Below are 24,073 nucleotides of genomic sequence, written 5' to 3'. Positions count from 1 at the left end.
AACGCCACATGTTGCAAGGCTATTTTTGTCTCTATGATTTCCGATTGGAATTTTATTTAACAATCTTCTTACCGTTTACGATATAGACGCCTTTGGGCAGACCGCGAAGGCTGATTACTCCTTTGCCGATGAGGGCGCCAGAGACGGTGTAGATATCGAACCGAGCCTCGGAGTTGGCCGACTGAACATTGTCGATACCCGTAGCAGAACTCTTCACGATTAGCGTTCCTGGCGTGTAGTTGAAAGTGTAGTTCTGGGACTCAGCTCCGCTGATAGAGATGTAGTATGTGCCTTTCTTACTGTAGTTGGTCACGGTTTGTCCCATGGCATCAACTATACTGAACTGCGGTTGCACGGTTAGGACAACGGAAGTTTCGTTGTTCTTCAATCCGCTAACGGTATAAGTGAACTGGAGTGTTTCGTCTCCGTCAATAGTTTTGTCGTCGGCTTTCATTTCGGCAATCGCCTTTTCGACTGTGAGATAACCGTCGTGAAAATCAACCATGGGTTCGGTTATAGTTCCACGGCTTATGTGAATCACGTATTTTCCAACAGGTGATGTTGGCGTGGCTTCACACGAGAGTTCTGGTCTTCCGTTAACAAAGTCACCTTCCGTTTTCCATCCGAACGATGGGTTGTTTTCTCCGTATCGTCTCAGGGCATTACGCACTTTGAGCGAGGTTCCGAATTCTATGATGTTCTTATGTGCCACGGTGTAGAAATCTTTCCACTGTGCGGCTCTCTTAAATTTAGTCAAGCTTCCGGCGGGCACATAGAGTTTAATACTGCTCTTGTCCATTTCATTGAACACCTTACTGCCAAGTGCTACAGGATCTTTGAAATAACATCTAATTTGCTCGAGTGCATAGTTGCCGGCGAATGCTTCATTGCCGATGAATTTCAACGATGCAGGCAGGTTGACCCGTGTAAGCATGCTGGCACCCGACATACCGTAGTCGTTAATTTCGGTCACCGTAGCGGGTAGAGTAATTTCGCCTTCCCTGTAGGAATATGTTGCGAGCACGTTGGTTGTATCGGCATTGTAGATAACTTTGTCCATCACCACATATTCTTTGTCGGCTCCGGTCGGTATATAAAGTGAGTCTAGGCTCACTAATCGTCCGAAAGCTCCGTTACCGAAGCTCTTCATGGTCTTAGGCAGATAGAGCTTATTCAATCCTGACACATTATAGAATGCGCGTTCTGGGAGCACGTTGTCTACGGTGGTTAGACTCTTGTCTCCTTCAATAAGATAGGCGTCGCCTCCAGCAACAATGTTAGCATCTGAAAGGTCGAGCACTGAAAGTGAACTGTGAGTTGTTTTGTTTTTGTCGTCGTATCCGGCAATGAGGCGAATGAATTTGATGTCAGTCGAGTTTATGTTTCCATTGACTTTCAGCAACGAGATGCGTGTTACTAGAGAGTCGGGGATGAGCGTATTGAGCGTTCCCGGCGATGCTACAGTAACAGTGTCTTTAACCGTATCGACAGGCTTACCGCCAAAGCCGATAATCATGTCTTGATATGATGAGAATTTCAATCCAGAACTTTTGGGATTCAGCAGAGCGATGTCGTAGTATCCGTCTGCGCTACCGTTCCATCCCCAGTTTATCCACACCTTTCCGTCGGAGTTATATCCGCATAGCACAAAAGCGTGCCCGCCATTCGCCAAGTCAACTCCGGTGTAGAGGATGGCGCGATGTGCGCTCACTTCGGTGAACACCATATCCATCCAATCCTCTTCAGAAAAGTTCTTACGTTCAACCATTCTGGTTGTCGCAGGATATCCGAAATTACGTCTCAATCCTACAGCTGCATTACTTGTGTACGTTCCCGAACCATCGGTGGCATATTGCATGTCAGATGCCACGCCACAATCTAGCATTAGCTTAGCAACTGCTTTTCCTTGAACTGCATTATAACTTCCTTGTTTGTAATCGTTAAGCATGTTATCGTAATCGTAAATACTTTCATCGTAGTTCACAGCTACAGTTTTATATGAACCGTCGGCTTGCTTAACTCTAACTGAGTGCGTGCCATTTCCGCGTGATGGAAAACGATTGTAGTAGATGATTTGTGCCATAGCCGTAGCTACACATCCACTCACAGTCCGTCCGGTTTTGCCATATCCCTGCCATGAACCCGTACCCGATACAGTTCCTTCGGGACAAAGGTCGTTGTAGGGAGATTCCTGTCCCCAGTGCGATTTAATAAGCGGGGACATTTGAGCAGGAAACTTGTTGATGTCGGGCTTGATCGTTTTGTATGATTTGCCTGATGCCACAATACTTTCCACTGTGGCTTGGACAGCTTTAAGATACCATTTGAAGCTTTCGTTTTTAATTGCTTCATTGAAATCGGTCGTGGAGTACCCGATGATCTCAGGTGTCAAATCATCTTTGCTAACAATGACGAATCCACCATCTTCGTAACCCATAACAACAAACTCTTTGTTTACCTGTAGCATTTTCAGTTGCCCTCTTGTTATAGAGTTCATCCTGAGAGATGAACTTTCAAGGGCTTTAATAGCAGCTGCTTTAATGGCAGCCTTACTTCTTGGACCTGCCGTGATTGCTAGAATGAAGCTGAAAAGCATCACCAAGCAGGTTGATAGTCGTTTACTTGAATAATTCATATTAATATCTATGTTAGGTATATTAAATACTTAGTTTCGAAAATGGCTCATCCATTTCGTTAACGAACGCAAACAAAGGTAGGAAGAAACTCACTAGAAGCAAATTGTAACTTCTTTACATTTATATTCTTTAACCCAAATCGGTTAGTAGAACTTTAAAACTAAAAAGCAGTGTAAATAAAAGGTTGAATATTATCCTGGCTAATGTTGATTGCCAATTGGATGACGAGAGCAGTCAACATTAGTTTCATTATCCAATGACTGGAGATGAAAGAGTGGCGTAGCCAGTCATAGTCATGCTCGCGAATGGTGTGGAGCTGTAAGCCAAGGAGGAGCATGAGTAACCACAAAGGACGGGCATACAGGAAAGGTAAAGCATCGCCGAGGTTAAGGTTATGACCTATGTTATTGATTATAGCAAGTGCGGTGTCGAGATTGGGTGCACGGAAAAATATCCATGCAAAGGCAACGTAAGTAAAAGTTACAAGCAAACTCGCAATTCGTATAGGCAGAATGTCAGGAATACGAGAAAGGCCATGGCGGAGAAAGAATTTATGCGCAACCAGACCAACACCATGTAATACTCCCCAGAGAAAAAACATTCCGGAGGCACCGTGCCATAGACCAGCAATGAGCATCACGACGAAACTGTTGAGATAGGTTCGTATATTACCGCACCGGTTTCCACCCAACGGGATGTAGAGATAATCACGAAACCATTTGGATAGCGAGATGTGCCACCTATGCCAGAACTCGGTCAAATTTAAACTTTGGTAGGGGAAGCTGAAATTGATAGGTAGACTAATGCCCATAAGGGCGGAAGTACCAATAGCGAAGTCACTGTAGCCGGCGAAATCGAAATAAATCTGCATGGTATAGCCTAGTACTCCCATAAGATTTTCGAATCCGGAGTAGGCTGTAGGATCGGTGAATATCCAGTTGTTATATTGTACGAGATAGTCGGCCACAATAACCTTCTTAATTATTCCACAGATTATGAGCCAAAGGCCGGTATATGGTAAGTAGCTATCGGTAGGACGAGAATTGTTGATTTGTGGTAGGAGAACTTCTGCACGTGTTATTGGGCCAGCTATGATCAGAGGAAAGAAGGTTGCGTAGAAAAGATAATCAAGCAGCGAAACATCAGCGGGCAGCCGGTGTTTGTAGACATCAACAGTGTAGCTGATGGTTTGGAAAGTATAAAAAGATATGCCAACAGGTAGGATAAGCGAGTGGAAGGCAAAGTTTGTTTCGAGGATGTCACCGAGAATAGCGAGGAAAAAATTAGTGTATTTGAAATATAGTAGTGGGAGGAGTTCTATTATTATCACTGCAGCCAGGCCAAAGATACGCGGCCTACCACGTTCAAGCAGCATCATCCGGCGTGTGAAAAACCATGATAGCAGCGCATTTGCAGGAAGTAACCACATGAGCGTACCGTTTGCTTTGAATGCAAAGAATAGACTGAAGAGTACAACGTAGACCGACCGAATCCGACCGGAGAACAATAAATAGCCCATCATGAAAACCATGAACAGGAGCATGAATGGGATAGAGCTCATCGACCAGTTTTCATTCTGCGTGGTAATGAAACTAATAAGTATTTGAATTGCTTGCTGCACGTCAATATTCATTTTCTAATAGCCTTTGAAATTGGGGATAAGAAGTTTTGTGGCAGCAGCTTTATGATGGGCTTTTGGATAGTGAAGCTGCACGGGATCGGCAGCCTCGTGACTCGACATAAATCGTACGACACTATCCATCCACTGGGCCGACGCCAGCCATGTAGGATGATAATGGTCGGTTCCGCGTTGCAGATTCATATGTTTACTATCGAAGAAATGGCCCCGGCCAGCACCTTTGGCAATGAGATTAACGATACCCGTATTGCCGTTCCAATCGGCAGGTCCAATCCACACGTAAGGCAGACCATTCATCTTGTCAACAAGCGTGGCTATATATTCTGCACGCGTATCGAGGTCGTTCACGAAGAGTTCGTTGCTACCAAGGCACAATATGATGTAGGTTGGCTTATACTGATGAATGAAATACTCAAGCGTTCGCGTTGAGGCCCAGCGCTCGGTTGTTGAGCTATACCAAATCACGGTGTAGAGTCGGTGATTGTTTTCGCCGGTATAATCGGCTAATCGTTTAGCTAGACCTTCAACCATAGAGTCCCCAAAAAAGAGAAAAGTGTGATGCCTTAGTTTCGGTCTACAATTAACAATGTGGCGAACTGCCGGTTTAGGTTTGTTTATGAATGGAAGATTAACTTTTTGGAATACGAGCGGACCTATTTCTACAACCCCCGGCATTAGGGAGTAGACAAAAACGGCTGTCATGACGACAGCCATTAATATGAGAGATTTTACCTGCCCGTTCATTCAGCTTTTAGATGTTGAGAACGAGCTCCACAGGACAGTGGTCGCTTCCCATTATTTCGGCGTGAATCGTGGCCTCGACGAGCTGCGGTACAAGTCGTTCAGATATAAGAAAATAGTCTATACGCCATCCCACATTCTTTTCGCGAGCCTTAAATCTGTATGACCACCAGGAATATTTTTGCTCCTCCGGGTGAAGTGTTCTGAAAGTATCGACAAATCCTGAGGCAAGCAAAGTTGTCATTTTCTGTCGCTCTTCATCGGTGAAGCCGGCGTTACGACGATTATTTTGGGGGTTCTTGAGGTCTATTTCCTCATGTGCCACATTCATATCACCACACACGATGACGGGTTTTCGGCAGTCAAGACTGGTAAGATAAGCCAGGAAATCGCTCTCCCATTGCATACGATAGTCGAGTCGGCGAAGTCCATCTTGCGAGTTGGGCGTGTAGACGGTCACGAGAAAGAACTGCTCCATTTCCAGGGTTATGATTCGACCTTCGTGGTCGTGTTCGTCGATATTCATTCCATAGGTCACGCTTAGCGGTTTATACTTCGTGAAGATTGCCGTGCCAGAATAGCCTTTCTTTTCGGCATAGTTCCAATAGGATTCATATCCAGGAAAACTGATATCCAATTGTCCTGCCTGCATTTTGGTTTCCTGAAGGCAAAAGAAATCAGCCCCGAACGTTTCAAAACTTTCTACGAAGCCTTTGCCAACTACAGCACGAAGTCCGTTTACATTCCAAGAGATGAATTTCATTTGGTTACTGATTTTGATGTTAAGTTGAATCGCATCCCGTATTTGAATCCTTTCACTTTTTGGAAGCTCGTTCCGTTTTGGTTTTGTAACATTTCGCGCATCCTGTTTATTCGGAAGTAGAAATTCATGGATTGTGATTGCATGATATATATTCCTCCACTCATTTCGTATTTAGTTTCTACACCGTCGATAACATAGGTGCGCTTTGTACCGTCGATAGTGAGATTAAAAGTTGCCATGGGACGTGTAAAGAAGCTAATTATCTGGCCACCGAGATTACTATTTCCGATGAGCATTTCTAAGTTTACCGATGTTGTGTCGGCAGCAAGTAGAGCGCTTAGCACTTTTTGGTCGTCGGTTGTATTGAATCCTTGCGCCAGATTCTTCAGGGGGAATCCTTTGAGTTTTATACCAGTGGTATCGACCTTCCACTTGATGTTATCAACCGGGTCGAGATGTTTTCCATCGTTTGTAACAGATACCATCGTACCGATGTATTTGCCTGACATAGTTTTCACGGCGTTGGTAACGTTCTGTTGATAGTCTAGCTTGTCTTTCAAGCATGATGTCAGTGTGGACACGGTCATGATGCAGAGTATTATCAATGGGATTATTCGACATCGTTTCATCATCGTTGTTTATATTTTGATGTTTATATGTATATGTTTTGATTTTCCGATTTTACCATCGGTGAATGCACTGTCCCAAAGTGGGATTTGGCATTTATCATCGGTGGGTATGCTATCGTCCTAAGGAATTGGACAATTAAAGTAGTTTCATAAACTCTTCACGCGTCTTGGCTTGGTTGAATGCACCACTGAATGCACTGGTTGTAGTTATGGAATTCTGCTTTTCTACACCACGCATCTGCATACACATGTGATTAGCTTCGATTATGACCATTGTGCCCAAAGGATGAAGAGTTTTTTGTATGCAATCTTTTATCTGTTCGGTGAGGCGCTCCTGCACTTGAAGCCGGTGACTGAATATATCGATGACTCTTGCAACTTTACTCAATCCGGTAATGTATCCGTTAGGTATGTAGGCTACGTGCACTTTGCCGTAAAAAGGCAGTATGTGATGTTCGCACATTGAGAAAAAGTCAATGTCTTTCACGATAACCATCTGGTCGTATTTCTCGGAAAACAAAGCATCGGTGAGTACTTTGTGAGGATTCTGCGTGTAGCCTCTGGTGAGAATCTGCATAGCCTTTGCCACTCGCATGGGAGTCTTGAGAAGACCTTCGCGTTTGGGATCTTCGCCAAGGAGTTTGATAATTTCCTTATAGTGCGCTGCAATGTCGTCGAGACCTTCGCGCAATTCGGTTTCTGGATTCATGTGTATTATTTGTAGATTTTTATTTATTCAATCGGTACCGATGTGGTCGCAGTGACCATCATTCTGATTATTCCAGCCTTGGGAATACCGTTACGCTGTAGTTTGCGTAGGACTTTTCGGGCCTGTTCGTAGTCGGTATAGTTACCAACGAGGCACATCCATCGGGGTGAGTAGAAGTGCACGTAAACAGGTTCCTCGGGAAAAAGCATCTTTACCTGTTGCCCTATTCGTTCGGCTTCCTGACGGGCTGCGCGGGTATTTCCACCTGTATAGGCTTGCACTCGAAATCCGCGGGTTTTAGTTATTCCTTTGAGTACTCTACGAGTTACTTTTTGGGTTCCTACAGGTTCGTGTTTAACTCGCTTCTTCACGAGCTTTGTGCGTTGCATGGGTTGGGTGGGTTCGCGTTTAACACGGGGGAGTTCTTCCTGAATTTCACTAATCTTGGGAACAGTGATTTTCTTAACCTCCTGTTTGAGTGTTGCCGAGGGATTGGCTTGCTGGGGTTTGAGCTCAACGGTTCGTTTATTTTTTTGCTGCTCTTTCTCAAGTTTCTTTTTCTCTTTTTCGGCTTTCTTGGCAGCTTTTTTTTCGGCTTTGATTTGTTCTTTGGTTTTAGTAGTTTGTTTTTTGTTTACGAGTGCATCAATGTCAGAACTGTGCGATATTGTGACTGTACCCTGTGCGGCGATCGACAGGATTCCAAGGAACAAGATGGCTAATGTAGTGAGCAACTTTTTCATTGTAGGTCTAATTTTTTCTCTGCGGGACCACGCTGTTTATGGAGACCCCGCAGAAGATTGATGGTTTTATTTTTTCCAAGCGTCTATGATTGCTTTGAAGTCGGATGTTTTGAGCGATGCTCCACCAATGAGTCCGCCGTCGATATCTGGTTTCGAGAAAAGTTCGGCGGCATTACCAGGATTACAGCTTCCGCCATAGAGAATGGTGGTATCATCGGCAGCTTCACGGCCATATTTCTCGGCCACTATGGAGCGTATGTAGGCTAGCATCTCTTCAGCTTGGTCAGAGGTTGCTGTTTTGCCAGTTCCGATGGCCCAGATAGGTTCGTAGGCCAGAATAATATTCTCCCAATCTGTTGAGCTGAGATTGAACACGGAGTTCTCCAGTTCGGCTTTCACAATGGCATTCTGTTTCTCGGCTTCGCGCTCTTCGAGGGTTTCACCGCAGCAGAAAATAACCTTCAGTCCGTTATCGAGTGCAAGGCGCACCTTTTCTTTCAGAATCTCAGGTGTTTCGTTGTAGTACTGGCGACGTTCCGAATGACCTAGAATAACATATTCAGCTCCCGTGCTTTTTACCATCGCAGCCGAAATCTCGCCGGTGTATGCACCCTTTTCTTTGTCGGCACAGTTTTCTGCACCCAGCGAAACGAGAGATTTGTTAAGTACCTGGGCAACACTTGCCAAATGAATGAACGGGGTGCAAATCACAACGCCACAATTAGGTTTGTCGGCTTCCAATACTGTATTAATCTCTTTCGCCAGAATGATTCCCTCTTGGAGGTTTTCATTCATCTTCCAGTTACCTGCTACAATTTTTTTTCTCATATTCTTTCTACGTTTAAAAAGTTATTATTCGTTTTCTTCTTTCATCACTTGTTGTTCACGCTTTCTTAGCCATCGTGTCCATGCCCAAAGACGATCGGCAATGATTAGCAACACTAGCGGAAGAACATAGCCTAACACTATGAGCAGAATCTTTGTCCATGTATTGTTAGACGGTTCGCGTCCTAGTTCGGTAAGTGCGAGCGGTGCTGTAAGCTGTTTCTCACCAGGCATATTGTTGGTGCTCCACTTATTGATGATAGTGCCTTGATAGAGCAACACCAGGCCAGGATTACTTCGCACGATTGTTTTGAGAGTCGTACCATCAGTTGTATAGAAGGGGTATTCGGCTCCTGTAAGTTCGCGCCAGCGATTCCGACCACAATAGGTGCTTGATGTAAGACCTATAAAGCTGTAGCCGTTGATTTTAGCGTATTGATAGATTCGCTCAATATCGGCAAAATTACTGTCGTCGGCAATCTCCAGGAGGGGTGCTATGAGAAGAAATGTGTAACCCTTCCAATTAAGGATTTGTCGCGTAATATCGGCGCCGGTTTTCTCATCAGTTATAGAGAAATCGTGAATTGGCGGTTCATAGCCATGCTCGAGAATCTCCTGCCTTGTGTCTTTAAACACCCACGTTGTATCATTGTAGGGATAGTTATTCTCGTCGAACTCTCTCTCGACCCCGTTTTTCACGCAAATGAACGTTGTCTTATATTTCGTTCGCTTGGCGCCGGGTGGAATTTCCATAGCTTTCTGAATGTTCTGTCCTATATAATAGGGGCGAAAATCGAATATTGGCAGATAATAAAGACTAAACAGCGATGCCGCAAAAATGAAGATTATAGTAAAGTTTACAGCTATCCACTGATTGGTTTTCGAGATGAATCTGTGCTGAAGAAGTGGCCACTTTGCAACTATGCATGCCGACAGGAGTAACACAACATTCTTAGCGAATGTCTGCGCATTAGTGAGATGAATTGCGTCACCGAAACATCCACAATCCTGAATCGGGTTGGCAACAGCCAGCCATAGAGTAACAGCGGTCATCACAGTCATGAAAACCAGTGTAAGCCGGCTCACCAATCGGCGCCTTATAGCCATCAACATAAGCACACCCAACGTGAACTCGAGCGCCGAAAGAATCACCGACAGCATCAGCAGAATCCATTCGGGAATAATACCTGCCATACCTACGGCCTTAACATAATCGTCCAGCTTATATTGGGTTCCCATAGGATCAATGGCTTTGACAAAACCCGAAAAGATGAAAGTGATTGCCAGCAGTGCTCGACAAATATTCACGAAAACCGATTTAGGGATGCTCATTTCAGTTTAATTGCTCCAAACACTGCGTAGTTGATAATATCCATGTAATTTGCATCTATTCCCTCGCTTACTATGGTTTGTCCGCCGAGGTCTTCAATTTCTTTAATGCGTTCAATTTTGGTGAGGATAAAATCGGTATAGCTACTCACCCGCATGTGTCTCCACGCCTCGCCGTAGTCATGATTCTTGTGAGTCATGAGTTCATAGGCTCGGGTTGCATAAAGACCATACAGTTCGATGGCCTCGTCGGATGTTATGTCAGTATTGTCGGCAAAACTGCGTTCGAGTTGAATCAAACCTATTATGCCATAGTTTATTAAGGCAAGGAATTCCGGCCTAATATCTTCGCCAACCATATTCTGACCCGTTATTTCTATTGATCGAATGCGCTTAGCCTTGATTAACAGCTGGTCGGTAAGCGATGATGGCCGAAGAATTCTCCACGACGCTCCATAATCGTGCAGCTTCTGTGTGAAGATTACCTTACATTCTTCAAGTACTTCTTTAAATTCCTGGTTGGTGTTTGTTGTTTGCTGTGGCATATAACATTTCTTTTGCTTGCAAAAATACTGGAAAAACTCTGAATGAACGAAATCCCTATTCCTCATGCATTTGTACTTCACTAAGGCGATGAATTATGAGGCGAGCAGCGTTGTCGGGAGCTATTTCGTCGCCCAGTTGTGAACGTATCGAACGATAACTCTCAAGCATAGCGGCTCGACCGGGTTGTAGGGGGAGAATCTTATAGAGTTCGTTTGCTATGTTGCTAATCTTAAACCGGTCGGCCAGCAGTTCAGGAACCACTTCGCGGTTAGCTATAAGATTAACCAGGGATATATAGTTTACTTTTATTATGTGCTTGAAGGCAAAGCGTACCAACATCGGCACAGGCGTAGCATAGCACACCACTTGCGGAACATTGAACAGAGCGGTTTCGAGCGTGGCCGTTCCGCTGGTTACTAATGCCACGGATGCATTAGAGAGCAACTGATAGGTTTCATCGCTCACGATTTTAACCGGTGCGGCGGCGATGAATCTATCGTAAAATTTCTTGTTGACCGACGGCGCTCCGGCAACTACTATTTGATAGTCTTCAAAATGCCGCGCGGCCTCAATCATTGCAGGCAGATTATCTTTTATTTCTTGCTTTCGACTACCTGCTAACAGAGCGATAATTGGCCTGTTATCCAGTTCGTGACGTTCGCAGAAATCTACAAATTGTTCCACATACCTGACTCTGAAGGTTTCGATTTCTTCCACCGTTGGATTGCCCACATAATGGATTCTGTAGTTATGTTTCTGTTCAAAAAACGGCACCTCAAAAGGTAGTATGGAATAAAGTTCATTTACATCGCGCTTTATGTTACGGATGCGATATTCTTTCCAGGCCCATATCTTGGGAGATATGTAGTAGAATACTGGGATACAATAATTTTTCCGAACGAATCGGGCTATCTTCAGATTAAAACCTGGATAGTCTACTAGAATAATCACATCAGGCTTCCACGCAAGAATATCTTTTTTGCACATCCGCATGTTACGAAGAATTGTTGGCAGATGCAGAAGCACGGGCACGAATCCCATATAAGCTAACTCCTTGTAGTGCCTCACCGGTTTACCACCCACCTCGGCCATAAGATCTCCGCCAAAGAAACGAAACTCGACCTCGGAGTCATAACTCTTCAAAGACCTCATCAGCCGCGACGCATGCAGATCACCCGAGGCCTCTCCGGCAATGAGATAGTATTTCATTCCTCCCAGGATTTTAGTTTGTTCAGTAGCTCATAGTCTGTTACGTCTATCCTTGTCGGAGTCACCGAAACGAATCCATTTTCGAGTGCCCATCGGTCGTTATCGGTTGCATTTGGCTCGTCGTTCCTGTAGGAACCCACCATCCAATAGTATTCATATCCTAAGGGATGACTGCGAGTCACAACCTCGTCGACCCAACTTCCATAACCCATCCGACAAATTTTCAATCCTTTGAACTGTTCAACCTGCGGGAAGTTTACGTTAAGGCAGACACCCTTTGGTAGTCCGTTAGTTAGAACCCGCTTAACTATCTCGCGAACATAGCTGCGAAGATGAGAAAGATTGGCTTCCGTATCGTTGTCGCAGTTCGAGAAGGCTATCGACGGGATATATTTCATGCAGCCTTCACAGGCAATGCCCATTGTACCGCTGTAGTGGGTGTTAACCGATGAGTTATCGCCATGGTTGATTCCGCCAATTATGAGATTGGGGCGCCTACCGGATAGAAGCACTTCAAGCGCTATTTTCACACAATCAACCGGTGTTCCTGTGCACGACCACACGGTGCATCCGGGAATATTGTACCTCTTCTTTAACTTGAGAAAATCGGCAGCCGAGAAAGCACACGAATATCCCGAACGGGCTGATTCGGGAGCGCAAACAACTATTTCAGCGAAATCTGAAAGAAAGGAAACGAGAGTTTTTATTCCATTGGAGTGGTATCCGTCGTCGTTCGAGATAAGTATTAAGGGTTTTTCTGAAGTTGTCATTACTATTATTTTAAAGATTAAACAGTTGCCTCGGCCATTAGATCCCCATCCAGTTTATAGACTCTGAACATGCCCTCTTCATAGGTCATGAAGGTTGGCGGATTTCCTCCTTTCGGAAATGTTATCGACCCAAGATTGCATACCATTGTGTCGTCCTGCCGGGTTAGTTCCCAAAGATGTGTGTGCCCGTAGACGATTGCATCGAAATTTATATTGGGCATTTTATCCTTATTGTAAACATGACCGTGTGTGAGAAATAGCCTTTTCCCGCTGTCAATGAGCAATATATAATCCGAGAGTATCGGGAAATTGAGCAACATCTGGTCGACCTCCGAGTCGCAGTTGCCTCTAATGGCAACAATGTCCCCCACCCTACTGTTTAGTCGTTCGACAATTGCTTTCGGGTCGAGTCCTTCTGGCAGCGAGTTGCGTGGACCATAATTCAGAATGTCTCCCAGAATACAAAGCATGTCGCATCGGGTTCGGTCATAGAAATCTAGAACCTTTTCAAGGGCTGGTAAACAACCGTGAATATCAGAAACTAAGAGGTATTTCATATTTTTATTCTTTTTCCGACAAAGGTACTATGCAGCTACCTCAAAACCACAACATTTGAAGTCTGCTGAAGATGTAAAAGGGACAAACGAGAACTATGGCAACTCTTTATACCCATATTTCGCACCTCATATACTACAAACAACTTTCTGGGCTTTAACTTCAACATAGTTTGATTCGGTACACATCGTTTAATCCATATATTGTGTACAACGATGTTGAAAACCCAATGATAACTTCCGAATAAGTATAAAGACTTTAACACAACAAAATAGAGTGGGGGAGGAATGAGGATAAACTATGAGTTATACAAAGAGTTTTAGTCAAGTTTTACACCAGCCAGAAGAATGAAAAAATATAAACCAATTATCTTTGCAACGTTTGGTAAATGTGTTGATAACCAATTTTCAGACCTGAAAATCAACCTATAACCATTCAAAAAATAGTTGATAAATAATCGCAAAATGTTTATAGTCGAAAAACAAAGAATAAGGACAAAAACTTTTGCACTAATCCACGGCATATCATTCTCATCCTTCCTTTCTTTTTTTAAAAGGAAAAGAAAATGATTATAAAATGAAGTGGATAAAGATTGACATATGAACCGAAAAAATAATGATTAAAACAACTCGAATTATGAAACAAAAAATCAGACTTCTGGCTCTATTCCTTATACTGACTCTTATGGCACATGCACAATGTACATTCCGAAATACTGCGTTTGGAAATGAAGAGCATCTCAACTATAACCTTTATTATAATTGGCAATTCGTTTGGGTTAAAGCAGGAACGGCATTGTGGTCGACAGTTGCATCGACCTATCACGGCACACCTGCCTACAAAGCTTCGCTAATTACTCGCGGAAACGGACGGGTGGATAAATATTTCGTCCTGCGCGACACACTTCTCTGTTATGACTCCCGACAAATGGCGCCGCTCTATTATAGAAAGGGGGCCAGAGAAGGAAAGAGATACACAGTAGACGAGGTTTTCTATAGTTATCCGGGCGGAAAATGCAGAGTTAAACAACATAGAATCGACAATGACGGTAAGCATCATTGGCAAGAAAAAACTTACAATGATTGCGTATTCGACATGATGAGCATTTTTATGAGGGCAAGAAGTTTTAATCCGGAAAGTTGGAAGAAAGGTCAGACGGTTAATTTCCCTATCGTCGACGGAAATAGTATGCATCCAGCTAAGATTGTTTACAACGGGAAGACTGAAGTGAAGGCCGACGATGGGCATAAATATCGTTGTCTAGAAATGACCTACTACGAAAATGAAAACGGAAAGAAATGGAGAAACATTGCGAGTTTCTACGTGAGCGATGACCAGAACCATATCCCCATCCGACTGGATATGCGACTTAAATTCGGTTCGGCTAAAGCTTATCTAGTTTCAATGAAGGGAATAAATAATCCGGTGACTTCGAAAATCAAATAATCAACTGACGGGCAAACTCCCAAATAACAATTCCGGCGGCAACGCTAACGTTTAGAGAGTGTTTGGTTCCGAACTGCGGAATTTCTAGACAATCATTGCTCAAGTCAACAACATTTTGCGAAACTCCTTTCACCTCGTTTCCGAAAACAACTGCATATGTCTTAGTAGCATCGAGAGAAAGATTCTGCAGTCGGGTTGAATTTTCAACTTGCTCGATACTGTAAATAAAATAATCTTCCTGTCGTAATTGCTGTATTACATCTTCTGTTTTTTCAAAATATTTCCACTCCACAGAATCCTCGCCTCCGAGTGCTGTTTTATGAATCTCAGCATTTGGGGGCGTTGCTGTTATTCCGCATAAATAAACGGACTTTACGCGGAAAGCGTCGCACGAACGGAATATGCTGCCGATGTTGTAGAGCGACCGTACATTGTCGAGCACCACAACTAGCGGCAGCTTCGGAGCCTCTCTGAATTCTTCAATTGAGAGGCGATTCATTTCTATTGTGCGGAGCTTCCTCATCCTTTCTTGATAGAATAAGCTAGAGCATAAGCCTTGATTTGCTTAACCATTGAAAGTAAACCATTGCTGCGCGTTGGACTTAGATGTTGGCGCAATCCAATCCTGTCGATAAAGTAGAACTCGGCATCGATGATTTCTTGTGGCGTGTGATTACTGATAACTCTGATTAGCAGGGCGATGATTCCTTTTGTTATAAGGGCGTCAGAATCGGCAGTGAACACCAGTTGCCCGTCTACTATATCGCATTGCAGCCATACTCGGCTTTGGCATCCATCGATTATGTTTTTCTCGGTTTTATATTTTTCGTTGAGTGGTTCGAGCTCATTTCCTAGTTCGATGAGCATTTGATATTTGTCCATCCAGTCGGTTAATTCCGAGAATTCCTCTACCACCTTGTCTTGAAGTTCGTTTATCGTCATTGTTTTTCTTCTTTTATGAGTTTATAAATCTTATCGTTTGGGCGAACCTTTCTCGGCACCGGAATAGATACCCGCCAACCTTTTTCGGCTTTCTCCACCGGTTCGAGTTCGTATCTTATTTCGTCTACCCGAAAGTTCATTATGCCCGTAGTGGTTCCGGTTATAAGAATCTTCTCACCAACCGATATTTCCGACGCCTCGACTGATATTTCGGCCACTCTAAGGCGCGAGAAGTATTTTATAACCTTACCTACGAGAACCTTCTTTTCAGTTGCTTTGTTACCGTAGTTTCTTGTCCATTCGCCCATCGTTTGTCCTTGATAATATCCATCCCAGAAACCACGATTGAAAACGGAGGCAAGACGCTCATCCCATTCATCCTTTTTATTTTCGCTGAAAGTTCCGTTGAGTACACTGGCTATTGCCTCCTTGTAACACGATACAACGGTGTGAACATATTCTGGTCCGCGTGCGCGTCCTTCAATCTTGAAGACTCTAACACCTGCATTCATCATTTGGTCGATGAATCGAACGGTTTTCAGATCTTTCAGACTCATTATGTATTTATTATCGATTTCGAGCTGAGTGCCCGTTTCGTTATCGGTTACGGTGTACGAACGCCTACAAATTTGCACGCATTCTCCGCGATTGGCCGACCGATTCGCATCGTGCAAACTCATGTAGCACTTTCCGGATATAGCCATGCACAGCGCGCCATGACAGAACATCTCAATACGAACCAATTCACCTCCAGGCCCGGTTATATTCTGCTCGATAATTTGTCGATTAATCTCTGCCACCTGCTCCATATTAAGTTCGCGAGCAAGAACAACTACATCGGCAAACTGCGCGTAGAATTTCAGCGCTTCAATGTTTGAAATGTTGAGCTGTGTCGATAGATGAACTTCCATGCCAACCTCTCGGCAGCGAATCATAACCGCTACGTCGCTCGCTATTACGGCCGAAATGCCCGCAGTTTTTGCAGCATCTATAATCTCGCGCATTGTTCCGAGGTCGTCGCCATAGATAACTGTGTTTACTGTGAGATAAGTTTTTATTCCTTTCCTGTTGCACATCCGAGCGATGTAGTTCAGATCGTCGATGGTGAAATGATTTGCAGAATGTGATCGCATATTGAGCCGTCCGATTCCGAAATAAACCGAATCGGCACCGGATTGTATTGCAGCCACAAGACTCTCTTTAGAGCCAACGGGTGCCATTATCTCAAAGTCGTTTATTGTTTTGTTCATCGTTTATGTAGGAACAAACCTCTGGTCTTTGTTTGCGTGCAAAAGTAACTATTAACAAAAAAAACAGACTCTCAATTTAATTTAGAGAGCCTGTTGTAATGAGAATAATCAGTCTAAAATTATCCTTTATTCAATATTCAGTTTTGTAGTGTCGATAAACGTTGAGTTGTCGGGATGGATATTCACTTCTTTGGCTTTACCTGAAAGAACTATCTTACTAGTTCCAAAGTTTGAGCCCGATACGGTGTTGCAATCCAGAACGGCGTTTATATTATTTATACCCTTATTATCCAGTATCAAGTTTAGGCCTTTGAAATCAAGATTAACTGTTTGTGTTCCGCTGTTGGAAAGTTCCATGTTCTGTGCGCTTACGGCAATATTCAATTTACATGTTCCTTCGTTATCGAATTCGGCTTTCATTGCGTCAACGTTAGCATTGAAGTTCACTGTACCGTCGTTATCGAAATCGAACGATGTAACCGAAATCTTCTCCACGTCTACATTCACAGTGCCCTTTGTATCTATATCGAGCTTCGATGCATGAATATTCTTTGCTTTGAAGTTAATTGTACCATTGAGCTCTATTTCGGATATCTGTGGGGCGGTGATATAAACATCAATCGGAACTCTAATGCCATGTTTCGATCTAATCTTCAGTTCGCTTTCTTCGATTCTAAAACTTGCCTGACTGGGATTACTGAAACTAACTTTATGTACTTTGCCTTCTACGAAGTGGACGTTAAATTTTCCGTTGACCTCTAAACCATGGAAATATCCAATCGTATGATTTTCTTTATTTCCAATTACATCCTTATGGTTTATTTTTCCAATATGATTATCTCCATTGCCAGCCACACAGCCCACCAGGCAGACGGCTAGCGCAATTTGACTTAAAAACAATCTTTTCATCTTTACATAATGTTTTAAATATACGTGTTGCAAAGTTATCCAATACCCCATGTCGTCCAGAATAAGCAATGTTACTTTCATAAAAGATAACGAATTTTTGGTACTGTCGTTTTTCTTTCCCTTTCGGTAAATGGCGGCTTAGGCTTATCTCTTTTAGCTCTGGCATTATGATGGAGAAAAGCTCTATCTTTGCAAACATAAAATCGTCATATGCTCTGATAGTTCAATGGATAGAACGGAGGTTTCCTAAACCTTTGATCCGGGTTCGATTCCCGGTCGGAGTACAAACGATGATTTACCGCGAGAAAAGAAAAACAATCCGATAGTCTTTTTAAACTGCAACAAATCATGATAGGAGCAATAATTGGCGATATTGTTGGCTCACGATTCGAATTCGGCGAAGCACCGAAGCGTGATTTCGAACTTTTCACTGATGAATGTTCGTTTACCGACGATACTGTATGCACCATTGCAATTGCTGATGCCGTACTCAATCGAAGAACCTATCGTGATGCGCTGCTCGATTGGTGTCATCGTTATCCCAACCCAATGGGTGGCGGATACGGTAGTATGTTTCTTCAGTGGCTCAACTCACCTGATCATGAACCGATGAATTCATACGGAAACGGTGCTGCAATGCGAGTGAGTCCGATTGGATGGCTCTTTACCGAATGGGAAGATGTAGTGGCCGAAGCTCGTAAATCGGCCGAACCGACTCATAATCATCCCGAAGGAATTAAAGGTGCCGAATGTATAGCCGAGGTTATACACTGGCTTAAATACATGCGATTCACCAAGAGTGAAGTAGAGTGTAAAGTGAAGAAATTCTATGGATATGAACTTCCGCGTTTAAGAGACATAATGAAACTCGGAGCTGAAGGTCATTTCGATTCCACCTGTCAGGAAACTGTTCCGATGGCCTTACGCTGTTTCATCAATTCAAACTCGTTTGAAGACACAATCAGAATAGCTGTACTTTGCGACGGCGACACCGATACTAAAGCCTGTATAGCCGGGGCTGTTGCTGAGGCTTATTACCAAATACCGTATGAGATTATCGACCGTGCAATGGTCTATCTTCCGACAGATATGCTTAACATTCTCGACCAGTTTTATTCCGATAAGCATATCATATAAGGTTAAATTGTTTTTGCCAGATTGAGAGGGGGCGGACAGACCCCGAGGGGGTGATTTGCAGTCCGCCCGATACACACATTGATTCGTTCCCGCATGTAGGGACAGACCCCGTGTCTGTCCGATACCCACGTGGATTCTTCCCCGTGTCTGTCCGACCGTCCCTTGGGAGTCGGATGCATGCACAATCGTTCGTGGTTTTTCGGATGACGTGTTTATTCCGTCCTTGTCGGACGGAGGGGGCGGACAGACACGGGGTCTGTCCCTACATGCGGTCGTTCCCGCCCGAGTTGGCCCGAGGTAATGATAAATGAAATATTAGAATGCCCACACATTGATTCGCCCCCTCATGTAGGGACAGAACCCCGAGGGGTGATTTGCTGTCCGTCCGATACCCACATTGATTCGTTCCCGTATGTAGGGACAGATTCCGAGAGGTGATTTTCTGTCCGCCACCCACATTGATTTGCCCCCTCATGTAGGGACAGACCCCGTGTCTGTCCGAATCCACGTTGATTCCTCTCGGCAGAGGTTCTGCCAACCCCGCGCAGTCAGGATTTGTCCCGGCAGAGGCTCTGCCAGACCTGCGCCGTCAGGATTCTTCCCGGCAGAGGTTCTGCCAGCTCCGCGCCTTCTGTATTCTTCCCGGCAGAGGTTCTGCCAGCTCCGCGCTGTCTGGATTCCTCCCGGCAGAGGCTCTGCCAGCTCCGCGCTGTCCGGATTCTTCCCGGCAGAGATTCTGCCAGCCCCGCGCCTTCCGGATTCTTCCCGGCAGAGATTCTGCCAGCCTCGCGCCTTCGGGTATTTGTCTCGGCAGAGGTTCTGCCAGCCAGTATAATGTATTATTTCCCTTCGAAATAAAAAGTTTCCTGTTTTGAACAATCGTTTTAGGGGGTAAATTTTATTCTCATGATTAAAAGCAAGGTTATCGGCGGCACATCTAAACCGAACTTACATTCTAAATCCAATTTGGTTTGATTGAACATAGAGTGCTATCGTTTTTAGTTTCACATAATCGTGGCTTAAATACATGAAACCGCCGTAGGGATTCGATTCTCCCCAACTGTTTTTGCAGATAAAATACTTTGTTCCGTTAGCGTCGCGGGCCAAACCGATAATCGACATGCAATGGTCGTCGGTTGTACTTTTGTTTTCAAATGCTTTTTGTCGGGTAGTTTGATTGCATTTTGTGCCCTTAGGTAGGATGGCTATTCCTTTAGCGAACGAAAAGCCGGGCTCGCTCACATCGCCCTCCCAACACACCGGATGACCTGCGCGGAGGCTGTTTTCAACAATCATCATCATCGAATCTAAAGGAATGTTTAGGAAAGTGTTGTGGAAATAGTTGTCGGGAAGTTCGATGGCGAACCGCTCGCCGAAAGGATGATGGGTGAAACTGGTTAAACCTAGATATTCGTCCTTTCTGCACACGCTTCTGGCGAACTCATAAGGCGTGTAGATGGCGCTGCGAAAGAAAACCTTTCGCGGGAGGAATCCAATGCTTTTGTCCAATAACTCGTTTACTGCGTCCATTCGTTGATTGAAATTATTTCGTGCCGGAGCAGTTGTTATGCAGTCTATTTTTCTGCATAGAACGCCATAATCTACTGTTTGCTTCAGATGATAAGCGTCGTAATGATGAAGTCCGTTAGTTTCGAGCAAATCGATTGCCATGCCTGCCATACCGCGCGTTGTGGTGTTCGATTCGTTGTTGGAAAGTAATCTTCGGGCTGCCTGTTCGGAGATGAAACAGCGAGCAATATAATCGGCACTGAGATTAACCGAATCGCCCAACATCAAATGTTCGGTTTCGATTGTGGCGAGCATAGCATAGACCCAACAAAGCGAACTGCTGCCTTGATTCTTAACCGGAGTTGTTTTAAGCCTAACCTCGTCGCGAAAAACTATTTTCGACTCCGTTTTCGACTGCGCAATTTTATCGCGCTCCCTTCCGCAGCTCGATAAAATAACGATAGAGACGACACACACCAAACAGAGCTTTCTCATTTTACCTCCTTCACTTCAAAGTCACAGTAAATCGAATACAATTCGTCTAAACGTGCAAACCACCTGAAATCTGCTTGCTCTTTTGTTTCCGATTTATTTTCATCTGTTTTATTGCCCTTCTTGTAATATCTAACTCTGTAACGATACCTCCCTGGACGGAGAATATTTCCTAAACTCCCAATCCATGAGTATTTTATAGAATCAGGATATAGCGGCGGTGAATCGACCCAACTTGAACACAAGTAGCCAACTTTATAGAACAAACGCTTCCCTTTATCTATCCTTGCAACCGCTCCCCAAAAATAACCGGGTAGCCACTCACCGCACAAAGTATCTCGAGTGTTATTTTTTATGATGAACAATGGACCGGGAACATCGGCGTCTCTATCATCATTGTATTTAATAAAGCGAATGTTTACACCATCCTCCTTCTCATGTAGTTTCGTTATTTCAATATCGCATTCAAAAATAGAATCATTGCATTGCGAGGCATATCTATCCTTTACATTGTGTTCTAGCGTGACTCTGCAATCCACAAATTCTTTTTCATTAACTGTGAAAGAACGTCTCAATGAATCGTTGCCACAATATTTTGTTCTGATAACAGTGAGGAGTGAATATTTCCCATGTTCACATGGCAGAGAATCTTGTTGATATACTCCTTTCAACTCATCGACAAGCGTAGATATACTGCCGTCAGGCTTTTGAAGAGTTATTAAAGCATTCGGTTTTTCTACGGAACAGTTATTACTATAAGAAAGAAAAAAAGTCCCTTGCGCTGATGCGGTAAGGGACATAATGGTTGTAATTAAAGCCAAATAGATTCGGAAATCTAATTTCATGCGGCTTTCCTCTCGAATTAAATTTTCACGGCTGTTCCCGAACAGGTTACCATTAGCATTGAACCTTGCGCACCAACGGTTTCGTAGTCTAAGTCGATACCTACAACTGCGTTTGCTCCCATTTGCTGCGCGCGCTCTTCAAGCTCTTTCAGCGAGGTTTCTTTTCCTTCGCGAAGAACTTTCTCATACGAACCGCTTCGTCCGCCGATAATGTCTCGTATTCCCGCAAGAAAATCCTTCATGAAATTTGCTCCGATGATGGTCTCGCCAGTTACTATGCCTAGATACTCTTTGATTTCTTGACCCTGGATGGTCGGTGTTGTTGTTAATAACATGATGTTTTATTATTTAAATTATACGCAGCTCTCAACGCTTCGTCTGGACGATATATTGTGCATTTTTCGATTAAAAACTTCAAAGTCACAACTGAGAATTTTGGTGCGAAAACAAAATAGGGTGGGGGAGAGCTAGATTTTTCTGCTCCGAACGATTGCCCACACCCCGAAAGCTATAAGCGGAATACTCAAAAGCTGCCCCATGTCGAGAGGTAATGAATTTTCGAACGACTCCTGAACCTCTTTCGTGAATTCAATTAAAAAACGGAAACTGAAAACAAGCGTAAGACACAAACCAAAGAATAAACCCGAGCCAACTTTAGCACTGTTACGACGATAGATAAGCAAAATAACCACGAAGAAAATCAAATAAGCCAGAGCTTCATATAATTGTCCGGGATGTCTGGGTTGCGAGTCAACCTTCAAGAAAACGAATGCCCAAGGTAGATCGGTAGTTTTCCCGATAATTTCGGAGTTCATGAGGTTTCCAAGTCGAATAAATGTTGCTGTAATACACGAGCATATTCCCATAAAGTCGAGAACAACCCATGCAGGCATTTTCGACCGTCGGATGTAAAGTACTAAGCCCAATAACATTCCGAAAACTCCTCCGTGCGAAGCGAGACCTTGATAACCTACAAACTTCCACGTACCGTCCTGAAGATGTCTCATAGGAATAAACATCTCTACAAAACCATCCCACGAACCGAGGAAATAACTTGGTTCATAGAACAAGCAGTGACCTAAGCGTCCGCCAATTAGTACTCCGAAGAAAACATACAAAAAGAGAGGTTCAAACTTTGCATCGGGGTATTTGTGCCGCTTATATAGCCAGCGCATAAGAAAGAAACCCAAGGCTAGGCCGGTTACCCAACAGAGACCATACCACCGAACGCCAAACGTGCCTAGATGAATTAAATATTCACTAGGCTGCCAATAGATATAGAGCAGATTCATCGATATTTTGTTTTAAACATTAAACCTAAAGTGCATAATGTCGCCGTCTTCAACGACATATTCTTTTCCCTCGATTCGCAGTTTGCCAGCTTCGCGTACGGCTGTTTCCGAGCCATATTCAACATAATCAGAATATTTAATAACCTCGGCGCGAATAAAACCTTTCTCGAAATCGGTGTGAATAACTCCAGCGCATTGTGGAGCCTTCCAACCTTTACGGAAAGTCCAAGCCTTAACTTCCATTTCTCCCGCAGTTATAAACGTTTGCAAATCGAGCAGATGATAGGCCTTGTTAATTAATCGATTAACGCCGCTTTCGCCGAGACCGAGTTCATCGAGAAACAACTTCTTATCCTCGTAGTTTTCGAGCGATGCAATTTCTTCTTCAGTCTTAGCAGCTATGGTCATTGTTTCTGCACCTTCATTGGCTGCAACGGCTTCAATCTGACGGCTGTAATCATTTCCGCTAACTGCGCTTTGCTCGTCAACGTTGCAAACATAAAGTACCGGCTTCGTTGTGAGCAAAAAAAGATTATGTGCTGCTTGCTGCTCTTCCTTACTGTCGAACGAAACACTTCGTGCATTTTTTCCCTGTTCAAGAACAGCCTTATAAGCTTCCAAAACTTTAACGGCAACCTTTGCTTCCTTATTTCCGGCGTTGGCTGCTTTTTGTTGTTTTGTTAACTGCGCATCTATTGTCTCCAAATCTTTCAGTTGAAGCTCTGTGTCGATGATTTCTTTATCCTCAATTGGATTCACTGCCGAACCACCCTCACGAACAACATTATCGTCGTCAAAGCATCGAACAACATGTATGATAGCATCGCACTCACGAATATTCCCAAGGAACTTGTTGCCCAGACCTTCGCCGCGACTTGCGCCTTTAACTAACCCAGCTATGTCGACAATCTCGCAAGTTGCAGGAACTATTCGTCCGGGATTTACGAGTTCGGCCAATTTATTTAAACGTTCATCGGGTACGGTTATAGTTCCAAGATTTGGTTCTATGGTGCAAAACGGAAAGTTGGCTGCTTGTGCTTTTGCACTGCTCAAACAGTTGAAAAGTGTTGATTTGCCGACATTTGGTAAACCAACTATACCACATTTTAAAGACATAATATTTTGATTTCTTTTGTTTCTCTGTAATGCAAAAGTAA

General features: G+C 43.9%; 22 protein-coding genes, 1 tRNA gene and 1 pseudogene. 3 read left to right on the top strand and 21 right to left on the bottom strand.

Translation table 11 applies throughout. The annotated features are described in order from the left end of the window. Window positions 1-52: 52 nt before the first annotated feature. The 12 genes and pseudogenes from HMPREF9140_RS09235 to yfcE all read right to left on the bottom strand — a co-directional run bounded on the left by HMPREF9140_RS09235 (window position 53) and on the right by yfcE (window position 13,096). Window positions 53-2,635, bottom strand: a complete 2,583-nt coding sequence (locus tag HMPREF9140_RS09235) for a C10 family peptidase (RefSeq protein WP_006953506.1) — start codon at window positions 2,633-2,635, stop codon at window positions 53-55. A 161-nt stretch (window positions 2,636-2,796) separates the two neighbouring features. Further along, window positions 2,797-4,269 carry an MBOAT family O-acyltransferase gene (locus HMPREF9140_RS09230; RefSeq protein WP_006953505.1) on the bottom strand — a complete coding sequence of 491 codons (1,473 nt, stop codon included), beginning with the start codon at window positions 4,267-4,269 and terminating at the stop codon, window positions 2,797-2,799. Between the two features lie 3 nt (window positions 4,270-4,272). Further along, entirely contained in the window at window positions 4,273-5,019 is a 747-nt protein-coding gene (locus HMPREF9140_RS09225; RefSeq protein WP_006953504.1) for an SGNH/GDSL hydrolase family protein, read from the bottom strand. A gap of 7 nt (window positions 5,020-5,026) precedes the next feature. Next, window positions 5,027-5,779 carry an exodeoxyribonuclease III gene (locus HMPREF9140_RS09220; RefSeq protein WP_006953503.1) on the bottom strand — a complete coding sequence of 251 codons (753 nt, stop codon included), beginning with the start codon at window positions 5,777-5,779 and terminating at the stop codon, window positions 5,027-5,029. Beyond that, complete coding sequence (locus tag HMPREF9140_RS09215) at window positions 5,776-6,411, bottom strand: hypothetical protein (protein WP_006953502.1); 636 nt, start codon at window positions 6,409-6,411, stop codon at window positions 5,776-5,778. The genes HMPREF9140_RS09220 and HMPREF9140_RS09215 overlap by 4 nt, the downstream gene beginning before the upstream one ends. 133 nt (window positions 6,412-6,544) lie before the next feature. Further along, entirely contained in the window at window positions 6,545-7,117 is a 573-nt protein-coding gene (gene folE / locus HMPREF9140_RS09210) for a GTP cyclohydrolase I FolE (RefSeq protein ID WP_006953500.1), read from the bottom strand. Between the two features lie 23 nt (window positions 7,118-7,140). After that, window positions 7,141-7,860, bottom strand: a complete 720-nt coding sequence (locus tag HMPREF9140_RS09205) for an SPOR domain-containing protein (RefSeq protein ID WP_006953498.1) — start codon at window positions 7,858-7,860, stop codon at window positions 7,141-7,143. 66 nt (window positions 7,861-7,926) lie between these two features. Continuing rightward, window positions 7,927-10,017 (bottom strand): annotated as a pseudogene (locus tag HMPREF9140_RS10870) (BT_3928 family protein). Then, window positions 10,014-10,559 (bottom strand): DUF1599 domain-containing protein, encoded by a 546-nt coding sequence (locus tag HMPREF9140_RS09190; protein WP_006953493.1) that lies wholly within the window; start codon window positions 10,557-10,559, stop codon window positions 10,014-10,016. Before HMPREF9140_RS09190 ends, HMPREF9140_RS10870 begins: the two are co-directional and overlap by 4 nt. Before the next feature lie 55 nt (window positions 10,560-10,614). Then, window positions 10,615-11,769 carry a lipid-A-disaccharide synthase gene (gene lpxB / locus HMPREF9140_RS09185; RefSeq protein ID WP_006953491.1) on the bottom strand — a complete coding sequence of 385 codons (1,155 nt, stop codon included), beginning with the start codon at window positions 11,767-11,769 and terminating at the stop codon, window positions 10,615-10,617. Continuing rightward, entirely contained in the window at window positions 11,766-12,539 is a 774-nt protein-coding gene (surE, locus tag HMPREF9140_RS09180) for a 5'/3'-nucleotidase SurE (RefSeq protein ID WP_006953489.1), read from the bottom strand. Before surE ends, lpxB begins: the two co-directional genes overlap by 4 nt. 17 nt (window positions 12,540-12,556) lie before the next feature. Then, a complete protein-coding gene (gene yfcE / locus HMPREF9140_RS09175; protein WP_006953488.1) occupies window positions 12,557-13,096 on the bottom strand; it encodes a phosphodiesterase in 540 nt (179 codons plus the stop codon). Window positions 13,097-13,730: 634 nt separating this feature from the next. On the opposite strand from yfcE, the gene HMPREF9140_RS09165 reads away from it, so the two are divergent. After that, complete coding sequence (locus tag HMPREF9140_RS09165) at window positions 13,731-14,540, top strand: DUF3108 domain-containing protein (protein WP_172633675.1); 810 nt, start codon at window positions 13,731-13,733, stop codon at window positions 14,538-14,540. On the opposite strand, the gene HMPREF9140_RS09160 is transcribed toward HMPREF9140_RS09165, so the two are convergent. From HMPREF9140_RS09160 to HMPREF9140_RS09145, 4 genes are all read right to left on the bottom strand, one after another. After that, the gene (locus tag HMPREF9140_RS09160; RefSeq protein WP_006953485.1) at window positions 14,533-15,063 is read right to left on the bottom strand and encodes an RNA methyltransferase; all 531 of its coding nucleotides are present in this window, start codon (window positions 15,061-15,063) and stop codon (window positions 14,533-14,535) included. The genes HMPREF9140_RS09165 and HMPREF9140_RS09160 overlap by 8 nt on opposite strands. After that, the gene (locus tag HMPREF9140_RS09155; RefSeq protein WP_006953482.1) at window positions 15,060-15,482 is read right to left on the bottom strand and encodes a SufE family protein; all 423 of its coding nucleotides are present in this window, start codon (window positions 15,480-15,482) and stop codon (window positions 15,060-15,062) included. Before HMPREF9140_RS09155 ends, HMPREF9140_RS09160 begins: the two co-directional genes overlap by 4 nt. Beyond that, entirely contained in the window at window positions 15,479-16,732 is a 1,254-nt protein-coding gene (locus tag HMPREF9140_RS09150) for a peptidase U32 family protein (protein ID WP_018572321.1), read from the bottom strand. The genes HMPREF9140_RS09155 and HMPREF9140_RS09150 overlap by 4 nt, the downstream gene beginning before the upstream one ends. 126 nt (window positions 16,733-16,858) lie before the next feature. Further along, window positions 16,859-17,641, bottom strand: coding sequence for a GIN domain-containing protein (locus HMPREF9140_RS09145; protein WP_018572322.1), 783 nt, complete (start codon window positions 17,639-17,641; stop codon window positions 16,859-16,861). Window positions 17,642-17,853: 212 nt separating this feature from the next. Between HMPREF9140_RS09145 and HMPREF9140_RS09140 the strand changes: the two genes are divergently transcribed. Both HMPREF9140_RS09140 and HMPREF9140_RS09135 read left to right on the top strand, forming a co-directional pair. Then, window positions 17,854-17,925, top strand: a tRNA-Arg gene (locus tag HMPREF9140_RS09140). A gap of 64 nt (window positions 17,926-17,989) precedes the next feature. Beyond that, window positions 17,990-18,778, top strand: coding sequence for an ADP-ribosylglycohydrolase family protein (locus HMPREF9140_RS09135; protein WP_006953479.1), 789 nt, complete (start codon window positions 17,990-17,992; stop codon window positions 18,776-18,778). Between the two features lie 948 nt (window positions 18,779-19,726). Here HMPREF9140_RS09135 and HMPREF9140_RS09125 read toward each other — a convergent pair. The 5 genes from HMPREF9140_RS09125 to ychF all read right to left on the bottom strand — a co-directional run bounded on the left by HMPREF9140_RS09125 (window position 19,727) and on the right by ychF (window position 24,032). Further along, window positions 19,727-20,782 carry a C1 family peptidase gene (locus HMPREF9140_RS09125; RefSeq protein ID WP_006953477.1) on the bottom strand — a complete coding sequence of 352 codons (1,056 nt, stop codon included), beginning with the start codon at window positions 20,780-20,782 and terminating at the stop codon, window positions 19,727-19,729. After that, a complete protein-coding gene (locus tag HMPREF9140_RS09120) occupies window positions 20,779-21,624 on the bottom strand; it encodes a hypothetical protein (RefSeq protein ID WP_006953476.1) in 846 nt (281 codons plus the stop codon). The genes HMPREF9140_RS09125 and HMPREF9140_RS09120 overlap by 4 nt, the downstream gene beginning before the upstream one ends. 17 nt (window positions 21,625-21,641) lie before the next feature. After that, window positions 21,642-21,959, bottom strand: coding sequence for a heavy metal-binding domain-containing protein (locus HMPREF9140_RS09115; protein WP_006953475.1), 318 nt, complete (start codon window positions 21,957-21,959; stop codon window positions 21,642-21,644). A 132-nt stretch (window positions 21,960-22,091) separates the two neighbouring features. Then, on the bottom strand, window positions 22,092-22,916 hold the full coding sequence (lgt, locus tag HMPREF9140_RS09110) for a prolipoprotein diacylglyceryl transferase (protein WP_006953474.1): 825 nt from the start codon (window positions 22,914-22,916) through the stop codon (window positions 22,092-22,094). 12 nt (window positions 22,917-22,928) lie between these two features. Then, window positions 22,929-24,032: a redox-regulated ATPase YchF gene (gene ychF, locus HMPREF9140_RS09105; protein WP_006953465.1), complete on the bottom strand. Its 1,104-nt coding sequence runs from the start codon at window positions 24,030-24,032 to the stop codon at window positions 22,929-22,931. Window positions 24,033-24,073: the final 41 nt, after the last annotated feature.

The organism is Prevotella micans F0438, assembly GCF_000243035.1.
Lineage (GTDB): Bacteria > Bacteroidota > Bacteroidia > Bacteroidales > Bacteroidaceae > Prevotella > Prevotella micans.
The sequence above is the reverse complement of the archived record's forward strand: the minus strand, read 5'-3'. Positions and strand labels throughout refer to the sequence as shown.

Bases quoted from the DNA above. Each gene is read 5' to 3' on its own strand.
- HMPREF9140_RS09235 (WP_006953506.1), bottom strand. From the start codon at position 2,635: ATGAATTATTCAAGTAAACGACTATCAACCTGCTTGGTGATGCTTTTC.
- HMPREF9140_RS09230 (WP_006953505.1), bottom strand. From the start codon at position 4,269: ATGAATATTGACGTGCAGCAAGCAATTCAAATACTTATTAGTTTCATT.
- HMPREF9140_RS09190 (WP_006953493.1), bottom strand. From the start codon at position 10,559: ATGCCACAGCAAACAACAAACACCAACCAGGAATTTAAAGAAGTACTT.
- lpxB (WP_006953491.1), bottom strand. From the start codon at position 11,769: ATGAAATACTATCTCATTGCCGGAGAGGCCTCGGGTGATCTGCATGCG.
- HMPREF9140_RS09160 (WP_006953485.1), bottom strand. From the start codon at position 15,063: ATGAGGAAGCTCCGCACAATAGAAATGAATCGCCTCTCAATTGAAGAA.
- HMPREF9140_RS09145 (WP_018572322.1), bottom strand. From the start codon at position 17,641: ATGAAAAGATTGTTTTTAAGTCAAATTGCGCTAGCCGTCTGCCTGGTG.
- ychF (WP_006953465.1), bottom strand. From the start codon at position 24,032: ATGTCTTTAAAATGTGGTATAGTTGGTTTACCAAATGTCGGCAAATCA.
- folE (WP_006953500.1), bottom strand. From the start codon at position 7,117: ATGAATCCAGAAACCGAATTGCGCGAAGGTCTCGACGACATTGCAGCG.
- HMPREF9140_RS09220 (WP_006953503.1), bottom strand. From the start codon at position 5,779: ATGAAATTCATCTCTTGGAATGTAAACGGACTTCGTGCTGTAGTTGGC.
- HMPREF9140_RS09125 (WP_006953477.1), bottom strand. From the start codon at position 20,782: ATGAGAAAGCTCTGTTTGGTGTGTGTCGTCTCTATCGTTATTTTATCG.
- HMPREF9140_RS09165 (WP_172633675.1), top strand. From the start codon at position 13,731: ATGAAACAAAAAATCAGACTTCTGGCTCTATTCCTTATACTGACTCTT.
- surE (WP_006953489.1), bottom strand. From the start codon at position 12,539: ATGACAACTTCAGAAAAACCCTTAATACTTATCTCGAACGACGACGGA.
- HMPREF9140_RS09150 (WP_018572321.1), bottom strand. From the start codon at position 16,732: ATGAACAAAACAATAAACGACTTTGAGATAATGGCACCCGTTGGCTCT.
- HMPREF9140_RS09115 (WP_006953475.1), bottom strand. From the start codon at position 21,959: ATGTTATTAACAACAACACCGACCATCCAGGGTCAAGAAATCAAAGAG.
- lgt (WP_006953474.1), bottom strand. From the start codon at position 22,916: ATGAATCTGCTCTATATCTATTGGCAGCCTAGTGAATATTTAATTCAT.
- HMPREF9140_RS09215 (WP_006953502.1), bottom strand. From the start codon at position 6,411: ATGATGAAACGATGTCGAATAATCCCATTGATAATACTCTGCATCATG.
- yfcE (WP_006953488.1), bottom strand. From the start codon at position 13,096: ATGAAATACCTCTTAGTTTCTGATATTCACGGTTGTTTACCAGCCCTT.
- HMPREF9140_RS09225 (WP_006953504.1), bottom strand. From the start codon at position 5,019: ATGAACGGGCAGGTAAAATCTCTCATATTAATGGCTGTCGTCATGACA.
- HMPREF9140_RS09135 (WP_006953479.1), top strand. From the start codon at position 17,990: ATGATAGGAGCAATAATTGGCGATATTGTTGGCTCACGATTCGAATTC.
- HMPREF9140_RS09155 (WP_006953482.1), bottom strand. From the start codon at position 15,482: ATGACGATAAACGAACTTCAAGACAAGGTGGTAGAGGAATTCTCGGAA.
- HMPREF9140_RS09205 (WP_006953498.1), bottom strand. From the start codon at position 7,860: ATGAAAAAGTTGCTCACTACATTAGCCATCTTGTTCCTTGGAATCCTG.
- HMPREF9140_RS09120 (WP_006953476.1), bottom strand. From the start codon at position 21,624: ATGAAATTAGATTTCCGAATCTATTTGGCTTTAATTACAACCATTATG.